We start from the raw sequence: 11,264 nt of genomic DNA, 5'->3' as shown, positions 1-11,264 counted from the left end.
CCCCCTGTTCGAGCGAAGTCGAGAACTTGGGGGAGTCGGCGAGTGACGACAACGCGGCTGGGGGTCCCCCCTGCTCGAAGAGCTTGGGGGAGTGCGTGCCAGGGCCCGCGACGCCGGGATGATCCAAACGACACCCCCTAAGGGACCCCCCTACCCATCCCCTCTGTCCAGCCCCCTGCCCTCCCGCTACCTTCGCAGCGTGGCGATGTTCCGACTTCAAGGAAGCAAGGTGCTCGCCGTCGACATGACCGGGGATGCCGTGAAGGCGAAGAACGGCTCGATGGTCGCGTACGACGGGCAGATGGCCTTCAAGAAACTGAGCGGCGGCGGTGAGGGACTGCGGGGCATGGTGACCCGGCGCCTCACCGGTGAGCAGATGACGGTGATGGAGGTGAGAGGCCAGGGGACCTGCTGGTTCGCCGACCGGGCCTCGGAGATCAACCTCGTGCAACTCCAGGGGGACAAGCTGTACGTGGAGTCGAGCAACCTGCTCGCGACCGACACCGGGCTGCGCACCGGGACGACGTTCACCGGGCTGCGCGGCGCCTCGCAGGGCAACGGGTTGTTCACCACCACGGTCGAGGGACACGGGCAGGCGGCCATCACCTCCGACGGCCCCGCCGTGGTGCTGCGGGTCAGCCCGCAGTACCCGCTGATCGTCGACCCCGGCGCCTACATCGCCCACCAGGGCAATGTGCGGCAGTCCTTCCAGTCCGGTGTGACGTTCCGCACATTGCTCGGGGAGGGCGGCGGCGAGGCCTTCCAGATCCGCTTCGAGGGGGACGGCCTGGTGTACGTGCAGCCGAGCGAGCGGAACACGATCGCGGGGGACGTGTGACATGGCGCTCAGGGAGATCAACTCCAAAATGGTGGAGGCCACTGTCCTCCCCGGCCAGCGGCTCTTCAGCCAGCGCGGCGCCATGCTCGCCTACAAGGGCGACGTCTCCTTCACGCCCAACATCCAGGGCGGCCAGGGCGGGATCATGTCGATGCTCGGCCGCCGGGTGGCCGGCGAGGCGACGCCGCTGATGACGGTCGAGGGCAGCGGGACCGTGTTCTTCGGGCACGGCGGCCACCACGTCCACGTCATCAACCTCACCGGCGACACGCTGTACGTCGAGGCCGACCGGCTGCTGGCCTTCGAGGGCACCCTGCGCCAGGGGACGATGTTCATGGGCTCGCAGGGCGGGGTCATGGGCATGGTCCGGGGCCAGGTGACGGGACAGGGGCTGTTCACGACCACCCTCGCGGGGCAGGGCGCCGTCGCCGTCATGGCGCACGGGGGCGTGTTCGAGGTCCCCATCACCCCGCAGCGCCCGGTCCACGTGGACCCGCAGGCCTACGTCGCCCACCACGGCGACGTGCGCAACAAGCTGTCGACCGCGCTCGGCTGGCGCGACATGGTGGGACGCGGCTCCGGCGAGGCGTTCCAGCTGGAGCTCAGCGGCAGCGGCACGGTGTTCGTCCAGGCCTCGGAGGAAAAGCTGTGAGCACGTACGGAGTCCCCGGCGGCCCCACCGTCCACGACCCGATGACCCTGCCCGTGGACGACAACGTCAACAAGTACACGTTCTGCGTGGAGCTCAAGAGCGGGCAGTGGTTCCTGCAGAAGGGAAAGATGATCGCCTACTACGGGGCGATCGAGTTCAACGGCGTCGGGCACGGTCGACTCGACCGACTTGTCCGAACCTCTTTCCATTCGCCTCTGCACGCGAGCGACTGGGTGGTGGCGGAGGGCTCGGGCAAGATGCTGCTCGCCGACCGGGCCTTCGACGTCAATTCGTATGACTTGGACGACGGCAACCTGACCATTCGCTCGGGCAACCTGCTCGCTTTTCAGCCAAGTCTTGCCCTCAAGCAGTCGATCGTGCCGGGTTTTCTGACCCTTATCGGAACCGGAAAGTTCGTGGCCGCATCTAACGGTCCGGTGGTGTTCATGGAACCCCCGATCCGGGTGGACCCTCAGGCACTGGTCGGATGGGCCGACTGCCCCTCGCCGTGCCATCACTACGACCACGGTTACCTGACCGGCGTAATGGGCGGTCTACGTGCGATGACAGGCCTCGGAGGGGCCTCCGGAGAGGAGCACCAGTTCGAGTTCGTGGGAGCGGGAACGGTCCTGCTCCAGTCGACCGAGACCCTCATGGCCGAGCAGGCCACGGGAGCGGTTCCGCATGAGCCGGGGGTGCCCGGCGGGGGCGGCGTGCCGGGTGTACCAGGAGGTCACGGACAGCCTCCGGGCACACCGCGCCTTCCCGGACAGCTGGGAGACCTCCAGCGTCGCTTCGGGCTGTGAGCGGTAGTCTGCGGAGTGTGACATCGAACGCGTGCGCACAGTCACACCACCCTCACTAGTTCGCCTTTCAACTTCTTAGGTAGACTTCATTCATGGAGACCGAGACGGCCACGCGCTGGCTGACCGATGCGGAGCAGTGCGCCTGGCGCACCCACCTGGAGGTCAACAGGCTGTTGACGTACCAGCTCGAAAAGGACCTGCAGCCGTTCGGCCTGACTATGAACGACTACGAGATCCTCGTGAACCTGTCCGAGTCCGAGGACGTACGCATGCGGATGAGCGACCTCGCGTCCGCCACTCTCCAGTCCAAGAGCCGCCTCTCGCACCAGATCACGCGCATGGAGAACGCGAACCTGGTGCGACGCGAGAACTGTGAGTCCGACCGTCGCGGACTGTACGCGGTGCTCACGGACCATGGCATGGAGACGATGCAGAAGGTCGCGCCGCACCATGTGTCGTCCGTGCGCAGGCACTTCATCGACCTGCTGTCGCCGGAGGCGCTGGGGGAGCTGGACAAGGCCCTGAAGCCGATCGCGGAGCACCTGAGGGGGCAGCGGGGGCGCCCCTGACCTCGGCACGCGCCGAGCGGCACGCGCCGAGCGGCAGGCGGGAAGGTCAGGTCCTGCCTGCGGTTCGGCGCCCCGCACCGGAGTCAGGGGGTGCGCGCCAGCGGCGTGAGCGCCCCCGGCCGGGCGACGCACAGCGCCGTCAGCGCGGCCACCGCGCCGGCCAGCGCGAAGCACCCCCACAGCGGCAGCCGGCCGATCAGCGTCCCGGCCGCCACCGACCCGGCCGAGGTCCCCGCGTTCACCGCCGCGTTCACCCAGGCCCCCGCCCTCGTGCGGGCACCCTCGTCGGCCGTCTCCTCGGCGAGGAGGTAAGCGGTCGTCAGGGTCGGGGCGACGAAGACCCCGGCGCAGGCCATGGCCGCGGCGAGCGTCCAGGGACCGGGCGCGAGACCCGCCAGGGCCAGGGCCACGCCCAGCCCGGCCGTGAGCCACGGCAGGCGGGCACCGGCCGACCTGCGCCAGTTCACGGCCCCGTTCAGCAGACCGCCCACGGCGCTGCCCGCCGACAGGGCGCCCAGGATCCACGGGACCACGGCGTCGTCGTGCGACCGCTGCCCCGCGAAGGCCATCACCAGCAGCTCGACACCGCTCAGGGCGAGGCCCAGGCCCGCCGCCGCGACGACCGGTCCGCGCAGGCCGGCCGGGAAGCCGCGGGACCGGCGCCGGGGACCGGCGGCCTTCTGCCGCCCCCGGCCGCCCACCACCGGTGACGTCACGAACGCGCAGGTCCCCGTCACCATGAGCGCCGCGCTCAGCAGCAGACCGGCGGCCGGTGCCGTGAAGCGCAGCAGGACGCCGACCAGGGCCGGTCCGGAGACGAACAGCAGTTCCTCGGCCACGCCGTCCAGGCTGTAGGCGCGCTGCAACAGGCGCCGGTCGTCGAGGAGTTCGGACCACACCGTGCGCATGGTGGGGCCGAGCGGGGGCGCGCAGGCACCCGCGAGGCCCGCGACCAGGGCGAGCGACGCCGGGGACGCGCCGGGCCGCACGGTCAGGGCCGCCAGGGCGCAGAGCAGGAGGCTGTGCAGCACCGCCATGGGCAGCAGGGCGCGGCGCGGGCCGTGGCGGTCGACCAGGGCCGCCCGCGCGGGCAGCAGGGAGACCGCCGAGGCGCCGAAGACGGCCATCACGGCGCCGGAGACGGCGTACGAGCCGGTCGCCCGGGTCACCGACAGCAGCACGGACAGCGCGACCGTGCCGTACGACAGCCGGGCGACCAGGACGGCGACGAAGGTGCGGCGCGCCTGCGGGACGCGCAGGACGGCGGCGTACGACGGGCGCCGCGCGGTGGACTGAGGACAGGGTGAAGTGGGCGCGGACATGCGCGAAGTTCCTCGGAGAAAGGCGGAGAGGGGACACCTGAGCGCGCCACGCGGTACGCCGTTCACAACCACGGTCGTCTGCGGGCGCTCGGTGCGCTCTACGCCAAGCGGAGGAACATGCGGGTCAAGTTAGCAGTCGCGGCGCACAGTCGGCGACGGTCAGCTCTCCGTGAGGCTCGCCACCAGTTCGTCCGCCGCGCGGTACGGGTCCAGCTCACCGGCCACGATGCGCTCCGCGAGCGCGCCCAGGTGGCGGTCTCCGTGCAGGTCGCCGATGCGTTCCCGCAGGGCCGTCACCGCGATCGTCTCGACCTCGCGGGACGCGCGGGCCAGCCGGCGCTCCGCCAGCACTCCGCGCTCCTCCATCCATGCCCGGTGCTTCTCCAGGGCCTCCACGACCTCGTCGATGCCCTCGGCGCGGGCCGCGACGGTCTTGACGATGGGCGGGCGCCAGTCGCCCGGTCCGCGGGACTCGCCCAGGCCGAGCATGTGGTTCAGCTCGCGGGCCGTGGCATCCGCGCCGTCACGGTCGGCCTTGTTGACGACGTACACGTCGCCGATCTCCAGGATGCCCGCCTTGGCGGCCTGGATGCCGTCGCCCATGCCGGGGGCCAGCAGCACGACGGAGGTGTCGGCCTGGGAGGCGATCTCCACCTCCGACTGGCCCACGCCGACCGTCTCGACCAGGATCACGTCGCAGCCGGCCGCGTCCAGCACGCGGATCGCCTGCGGGGCCGACCAGGCGAGGCCGCCCAGGTGACCACGGGTGGCCATCGAGCGGATGTAGACGCCCGGGTCGGAGGCGTGCTCCGACATCCGCACCCGGTCGCCGAGCAGGGCGCCGCCCGAGAAGGGCGAGGACGGGTCGACGGCCAGAACGCCGACCCGCTTGCCCTGCTTGCGGTACGCGGTCACCAGCGCCGAGGTGGATGTCGACTTGCCGACACCCGGGGATCCGGTGAGGCCGACCACGTACGCGTTCCCGGTCAGCGGCGCGAGGGCCGCCATGACTTCCCTCAGCTGCGGAGACGCCCCCTCCACCAGGGAGATCAGCCGGGCCACGGCCCGGGGCCGGCCTTCCCTGGCCTGGGCCACCAGAGAGGAGACGTCCTGCATCACAGCTCCGTTCGCTCACGAGACGTCTCGTACGTACCCGCCACGCGCGTACGTACGAGACGCAAGGGAAAATCAGGCCTTCGGCACCCGCACGATCAGTGCGTCGCCCTGGCCGCCGCCGCCGCACAGCGCGGCCGCGCCGACGCCGCCGCCGCGCCGCTTGAGCTCCAGCGCCAGGTGGAGGACCAGGCGGGCGCCGGACATGCCGATCGGGTGGCCGAGGGCAATCGCACCACCGTTGACATTCACCTTTTCCGTGGACACGCCGAGGTCCTTCATTGACTGGACCGCCACGGCGGCGAAGGCCTCGTTGATCTCGACCAGGTCCAGGTCGGAGACCTCCAGGCCCTCCTTCTTGAGGGCGTGCAGGATGGCGTTGGAGGGCTGGGACTGGAGCGAGTTGTCCGGTCCGGCCACATTGCCGTGGGCACCGATCTCGGCGATCCAGTCCAGGCCGAGCTCCTGCGCCTTGGCCTTGCTCATGACGACCACGGCGGCGGCGCCGTCGGAGATCTGGGACGAGGTGCCGGCGGTGATCGTGCCGTCCTTCGAGAAGGCCGGGCGCAGCTTGCCGAGCGACTCGGCGGTCGTGTCGGCGCGGATGCCCTCGTCCTTGCTGAAGACGACCGGCTCACCCTTGCGCTGCGGGATCTCGATCGGGGTGATCTCGGCCTCGAAGATGCCGTTCTTCTGGGCGGCGGCCGCCCGCTGGTGGGACAGGGCGGCGATCTCGTCCTGCTCCGGGCGCTTGATGCCGAGCCGCGTGTTGTGCTTCTCGGTGGACTCGCCCATGGCGATGCCCTCGAAGGCGTCGGTCAGGCCGTCGTGGGCCATCGCGTCGATCATCTCGACCGCGCCGTACTTGAAGCCCTCACGGGACTTCGGCAGCAGGTGAGGGGCGCCGGTCATGGACTCCTGGCCGCCGGCGACCACGATGTCGAACTCACCGGCGCGGATCAGCTGGTCGGCCAGCGCGATCGCGTCCAGGCCGGACAGGCAGACCTTGTTGATCGTGAGCGCCGGGACGTTCATCGGAATGCCGGCCTTGACGGCGGCCTGGCGGGCCGGGATCTGCCCGGCACCGGCCTGCAGCACCTGGCCCATGATCACGTACTGCACCTGGTCGCCACCGATCCCCGCACGGTCGAGGGCGGCCTTGATCGCGAAGCCACCGAGGTCGGCTCCGGAGAAAGACTTGAGCGAGCCGAGCAACCGACCCATCGGGGTGCGGGCACCCGCGACGATGACGGTCGTCGTGCTGTTCGTTCCTGACATGAGGTGCGATCCCCTTTCAGCTGCACAAGAGCTGAGGAGTGAACGAGGGTTTACTTCGAATGTACTGAGCGGTACGCCGCGCCGTCATCGGGCCGTCGGTGTGATCGCGCGCACGTTGCGTAACCACCTCCGGAGCGCTGCACTGAAAACATGCTGACGCGAATCGACCACATCGGGATCGCCTGTCATGACCTCGACGCGACTGTCGAGTTCTACAAGGCCACCTACGGCTTCGAGGTCTTCCACTCCGAGGTCAACGAGGAGCAGGGCGTGCGCGAGGCCATGCTCAAGATCAACGATACGTCCGACGGCGGGGCGTCGTACCTCCAGCTGCTCGAACCGACCCGGGAGGACTCCGCGGTCGGCAAGTGGCTGGCGAAGAACGGCGAGGGCGTCCACCACATCGCCTTCGGTACGGCGGATGTCGACGGTGACGCCGACGCGATCCGTGGAAAGGGCGTACGCGTTCTGTACGACGAGCCACGGCGCGGCTCCATGGGGTCGCGGATCACCTTCCTGCATCCCAAGGATTGCCACGGTGTACTGACAGAACTGGTCACATCGGCGCCTGTTGAGTCACCTGAGCACTGACCCTCGTACAGAGGGGCCGGTAGGGTTGGGGGCGGTCGTCCTTTCACCCAGGGCGGCCGCATGCCGGGGTCCGGGTTACGGGGGACGAGCGTCGGGGCAGCAGCCCGTGCTCCGCCGTTGATCTGACACCATTCCCCGGGGGCCCCGTTCGGCGGATGGACGGAGCTCGTTTGGAGAAGCTTGCGACCAGGGGACGGATGGGACCGCGCAGTGCGGGGCTACGAGAGCCAGGAGCGAGAGCCGGCGGCTGACGTCGACCACCTCTCTCGGTTCGAGGCCGAGATGAAGCGGCTGAAGACCGAGCGGGAAAAGGCGATCCAGCACGCCGAGGACCTCGGCTACCAGGTCGAGGTGCTGCGCGCCAAGCTGCACGAGGCGCGGCGCACCATCATGTCCCGGCCCGCGTTCGACGGCGGTGACATCGGCTATCAGGCCGAGCAGCTGCTGCGGAACGCGCAGGTGCAGGCCGATCAGCTGCGCCAGGACGCCGAGCGGGAGCTGAGCCAGGCCCGCGCGCAGACCCAGCGCATCCTGCAGGAGCACGCCGAGCAGGCCGCCCGGCTGCAGGCCGAGCTGCATACCGAGGCCGTGACCCGCCGCCAGCAGCTGGACCAGGAGCTGGCCGAGCGCCGGCAGACCGTCGAGTCGCACGTCAACGAGAACGTGGCGTGGGCGGAGCAGCTGCGGGCCCGTACGGAGTCCCAGGCCCGCCGGCTCCTCGACGAGTCCCGGGCCGAGGCCGAGCAGGCCATGGCGGCCGCCCGCACGGAGGCCGAGCGGCTGACCAGCGAGGCCCGGCAGCGGCTGCAGAGCGACTCCGAGGGCGCCCGCGCCGAGGCCGAGCAGATCCTGCGCCGCGCCCGCACCGACGCCGAGCGGCTGCTGAACGCCGCCTCCACGCAGGCCCAGGAGGCCACCGACCACGCCGAGGCACTGCGCACCTCCACCGTCTCGGAGTCGGACGCCGCCCGCCGCCAGGCGGGCGAGCTGAGCCGGGCCGCCGAGCAGCGCATCGCCGAGGCCGAGGAGTCGCTGCGCAAGGCGCAGTCCGAGGCCGAGAAGCTTCTCACCGAGGCCAAGGAGGCCGCCGCCAAGGCGCTGTCCAGCGCCGAGGCGGCCAACGAGACGCGCACCCGCACCGCCAAGGAGCAGGTCGCCCGGCTGGTCAGCGAGGCCACCAAGGAGGCCGAGAGCACCAAGGCCGAGGCCGAGCAGCTCGTCACCGACGCCCGCGCCGAGGCCGAGAAGATCCTCGCCGAGGCCGGCGAGAAGGCCCGCAGCGTCACCGCCGAGGAGGCCGCCTCCCAGCTGGGCAAGGCCGCGAAGACCGCCGAGGACGTGCTGAACAAGGCCTCGGACGAGGCCCGGCAGACCACCCGGGCGGCGGTCGAGGAGGCCGAGCGGATCCGCACCGAGGCCGAGGCCGAGGCGGACCGGCTGCGCGCCGAGGCGCACGACATCGCCGAGCAGCTCAAGGGCGCGGCGAAGGACGACACCAAGGAGTACCGCGCCAAGACGGTCGAGCTGCAGGAGGAGGCCCGCCGGCTGCGCGGCGACGCCGAGCAGCTGCGCGCCGACGCGGTCGCCGAGGGCGAGAGCATCCGCGCCGAGGCCCGGCGCGAGGCCGTGGTGCAGATCGAGGAGGCGGCCAAGTCCGCCGAGGAACTGCTGGCCAAGGCGAAGGCCGACGCCGACGAGCTGCGCCAGAGCGCCACCACGGACAGCGAGAAGGTCCGGACGGAGGCGATCGAGCGCGCCACCACGCTGCGCCGGCAGGCCGAGGAGACCCTGGATCGCACCCGCAAGGAGGCCGAGCGGTACCGCGCGGAGGCCGACGAGCAGGCCGAGGCGCTCCGCACGGACGCCGAGCGGGCCGCGCGCGAGCTGCGCGAGGAGGCCGAGCGCGCGGTCGAGGCCCGGCGGGACGAGGCGGCCGGCGAGCTGACCCGGCTGCACACCGAGGCCGAGGAGCGGGTGACCGCCGCCGAGCAGGCGCTGTCCGACGCCCGCGACGAGGCCACCCGGATCCGTCGCGAGGCCGCGGAGGAGACCGAGCGGCTGCGCAACGAGGCCGCCGAGCGGATTCGTACGCTCCAGCAGCAGGCGGACGCCGAGGCCGACCGGCTGCGCAACGAGGCCGCCGCGGACGCGTCCGCGTCCCGCGCGGAGGGCGAGGCCGTCGCCGTACGCCTGCGGTCGGAGGCCGCCGCCGAGGCCGAGCGGCTGAAGACGGAGGCACAGGACACCGCCGACCGGGTGCGGGCCGAGGCCCAGGCCGCCGCGGAGCGGCTGGGCACGGAGGCGTCCGAGACGCTGGCCGCCGCCCAGGAGGAGGCCGTCCGGCGCCGGCGCGAGGCCGAGGAACTGCTCGGCTCCGCCCGCCAGGAGGCCGACCAGGAGCGCGAGCGGGCGCGCGAGCAGAGCGAGGAGCTGCTGGCCTCGGCGCGCAAGCGCGTCGAGGAGGCGCAGACCGAGGCCGTGCGCCTGGTCGAGGAGGCCGACCGGCGCGCCACCGAGATGGTGTCGGCGGCCGAGCAGCACGCCCAGCAGGTGCGGGACTCCGTCGTCGGCCTGCACGAGCAGGCGCAGGAGGAGATCGCCGGACTGCGCTCCGCCGCCGAGCACGCGGCGGACCGTACCCGCCGTGAGGCCGAGCAGGAGGCGGACCGGGTCCGCGCCGACGCCTACGCCGAGCGGGAGCGGGCCGGCGAGGACGCGAGCCGCGTCCGGCGCGAGACGCAGGAGGAGTCCGAGGCGGCCAAGGCGCTCGCCGAGCGGACGATGGCGGAGGCGATCGCCGAGTCCGAGCGGCTGCGTTCGGACGCGACCGCGCACGCCCAGCGGGTGCGCACGGAGGCCTCGGACGCCATCGCGGAGGCCGACCAAGCCGCCACGCGCACGCGTGCCGAGGCCCGGGACGACGCCAACCGCATCCGCTCGGACGCGGCGACGCAGGCGGACACGCTCATCACCGAGGCCCGCAACGAGGCCGAGCGGCTCCAGACGGAAACCATCACGGAGGCCGACCGGGTCCGGGCCGACGCCATCGCCAAGGCCGAGAAGCTGATCACGGACGCCACCGGGGACGCGGAGCGGCTGCGCGCCGAGGCCGCCGAGACGATCGGCTCCGCACAGCAGCACGCCGAGCGGATGCGCACCGAGTCCGAGCGGGTCAGGGCCGACGCCGAGGCCGAGGCCGAGCGGCTGGTCAACGCCGCCCGCGAGGAGTCCGAGCGGACGCTGGACGAGGCCCGCAAGGACGCCAACAAGCGGCGCTCCGAGGCGGCCGAGCAGGTCGACACGCTCATCACGGAGACCACGGCCGAGGCCGACAAGCTGCTCACCGAGGCGCAGCAGCAGGCGCGGAAGGCCACGGCGGACGCCGAGGCGCAGGCCGACACCATGGTCGGCGCGGCCCGCAGCGAGGCGGAGCGGCTCGTCTCCGAGGCGACGGTCGAGGGCAACGCGCTGGTGGAGAAGTCCCGTACCGACGCGGACGAGCTGCTCGTCGGCGCCCGCCGGGACGCGACCGCCATCAGGGAGCGGGCGCAGGAGCTGCGCGACCGCATCACCGGCGAGATCGAGGGTCTGCACGAGCGGGCCCGCCGCGAGGCCGCCGAGACCATGAAGTCCACCGGGGACCGCTGCGACGCGCTCATCAAGGCCGCCGAGGAGCAGCTCGCCAAGGCGCAGGCGAAGGCCAAGGAGCTGGTGTCGGAGGCGAACTCCGAGGCGGGCAAGGTGCGCATCGCCGCCGTCAAGAAGGCGGAGGGGCTGCTCAAGGAGGCCGAGCAGAAGAAGGCCACGCTGGTCAAGGAGGCCGAGGAGCTCCGGGCCGAGGCGATCCGCGAGGCCAAGCGCACGGTCGAGGAGGGTAAGCGCGAACTGGAGGTCCTGGTGCGCCGGCGCGAGGACATCAACGCGGAGATCTCCCGTGTCCAGGACGTCCTTGAGGCGTTGGAGTCCTTCGAGGCCCCGGCGGCCGGCAAGGACGGCGGAGTCAAGGCGGGCGCGACCGTCGGTGCCCCTCGTTCGGGTGGCAAGTCGTCGGATGGCTAGCGTGGTCGGGCGGTTTGCGTGTCTCCTGGGGGACTT

The 11,264-nt window shown here is 71.8% G+C and carries 9 protein-coding genes; 6 read left to right on the top strand and 3 right to left on the bottom strand.

Annotated elements, in window-relative coordinates:
- Nucleotides 1-205 precede the first annotated feature (205 nt).
- The 4 genes from IPZ69_RS26485 (at nucleotide 206) to IPZ69_RS26470 (ending at nucleotide 2,865) form a co-directional block, all read left to right on the top strand.
- Complete coding sequence (locus IPZ69_RS26485) at nucleotides 206-838, top strand: AIM24 family protein (protein WP_235457005.1); 633 nt, start codon at nucleotides 206-208, stop codon at nucleotides 836-838.
- Between the two features lies 1 nt (nucleotide 839).
- Entirely contained in the window at nucleotides 840-1,490 is a 651-nt protein-coding gene (locus tag IPZ69_RS26480; RefSeq protein ID WP_235457003.1) for an AIM24 family protein, read from the top strand.
- Nucleotides 1,487-2,296, top strand: a complete 810-nt coding sequence (locus IPZ69_RS26475) for an AIM24 family protein (protein WP_235457002.1) — start codon at nucleotides 1,487-1,489, stop codon at nucleotides 2,294-2,296. Before IPZ69_RS26480 ends, IPZ69_RS26475 begins: the two co-directional genes overlap by 4 nt.
- Before the next feature lie 92 nt (nucleotides 2,297-2,388).
- Nucleotides 2,389-2,865, top strand: coding sequence for a MarR family winged helix-turn-helix transcriptional regulator (locus IPZ69_RS26470; protein ID WP_235457001.1), 477 nt, complete (start codon nucleotides 2,389-2,391; stop codon nucleotides 2,863-2,865).
- 83 nt (nucleotides 2,866-2,948) lie between these two features.
- Here the strand turns inward: IPZ69_RS26470 and IPZ69_RS26465 are convergent, their stop codons facing one another.
- The 3 genes from IPZ69_RS26465 to IPZ69_RS26455 all read right to left on the bottom strand — a co-directional run bounded on the left by IPZ69_RS26465 (nucleotide 2,949) and on the right by IPZ69_RS26455 (nucleotide 6,578).
- The gene (locus tag IPZ69_RS26465) at nucleotides 2,949-4,187 is read right to left on the bottom strand and encodes an MFS transporter (protein WP_235457000.1); all 1,239 of its coding nucleotides are present in this window, start codon (nucleotides 4,185-4,187) and stop codon (nucleotides 2,949-2,951) included.
- 159 nt (nucleotides 4,188-4,346) lie between these two features.
- Complete coding sequence (meaB, locus tag IPZ69_RS26460; protein WP_235456999.1) at nucleotides 4,347-5,303, bottom strand: methylmalonyl Co-A mutase-associated GTPase MeaB; 957 nt, start codon at nucleotides 5,301-5,303, stop codon at nucleotides 4,347-4,349.
- Nucleotides 5,304-5,375: 72 nt separating this feature from the next.
- Complete coding sequence (locus IPZ69_RS26455) at nucleotides 5,376-6,578, bottom strand: acetyl-CoA C-acetyltransferase (RefSeq protein ID WP_235456998.1); 1,203 nt, start codon at nucleotides 6,576-6,578, stop codon at nucleotides 5,376-5,378.
- A 150-nt stretch (nucleotides 6,579-6,728) separates the two neighbouring features.
- Here IPZ69_RS26455 and mce point away from each other — a divergent pair, with 150 nt between their 5' ends.
- On the top strand, nucleotides 6,729-7,169 hold the full coding sequence (gene mce, locus IPZ69_RS26450; RefSeq protein ID WP_235456997.1) for a methylmalonyl-CoA epimerase: 441 nt from the start codon (nucleotides 6,729-6,731) through the stop codon (nucleotides 7,167-7,169).
- A gap of 210 nt (nucleotides 7,170-7,379) precedes the next feature.
- A complete protein-coding gene (gene scy / locus IPZ69_RS26445) occupies nucleotides 7,380-11,228 on the top strand; it encodes a polarized growth protein Scy (RefSeq protein ID WP_235456996.1) in 3,849 nt (1,282 codons plus the stop codon).
- The last annotated feature ends 36 nt before the right edge of the window (nucleotides 11,229-11,264 follow it).

The organism is Streptomyces olivochromogenes (genome assembly GCF_021538895.1).
In the GTDB taxonomy this organism is placed as follows: domain Bacteria; phylum Actinomycetota; class Actinomycetes; order Streptomycetales; family Streptomycetaceae; genus Streptomyces; species Streptomyces olivochromogenes_A.
The sequence above is the reverse complement of the archived record's forward strand: the minus strand, read 5'-3'. Positions and strand labels throughout refer to the sequence as shown.

What these genes read in the sequence shown, in the direction of transcription:
- IPZ69_RS26485 (WP_235457005.1), top strand. Translation starts at nt 206, where the DNA reads ATGTTCCGACTTCAAGGAAGCAAGGTGCTCGCCGTCGACATGACCGGG.
- IPZ69_RS26470 (WP_235457001.1), top strand. Translation starts at nt 2,389, where the DNA reads ATGGAGACCGAGACGGCCACGCGCTGGCTGACCGATGCGGAGCAGTGC.
- mce (WP_235456997.1), top strand. Translation starts at nt 6,729, where the DNA reads ATGCTGACGCGAATCGACCACATCGGGATCGCCTGTCATGACCTCGAC.
- IPZ69_RS26480 (WP_235457003.1), top strand. Translation starts at nt 840, where the DNA reads ATGGCGCTCAGGGAGATCAACTCCAAAATGGTGGAGGCCACTGTCCTC.
- meaB (WP_235456999.1), bottom strand. Translation starts at nt 5,303, where the DNA reads ATGCAGGACGTCTCCTCTCTGGTGGCCCAGGCCAGGGAAGGCCGGCCC.
- IPZ69_RS26455 (WP_235456998.1), bottom strand. Translation starts at nt 6,578, where the DNA reads ATGTCAGGAACGAACAGCACGACGACCGTCATCGTCGCGGGTGCCCGC.
- IPZ69_RS26465 (WP_235457000.1), bottom strand. Translation starts at nt 4,187, where the DNA reads ATGTCCGCGCCCACTTCACCCTGTCCTCAGTCCACCGCGCGGCGCCCG.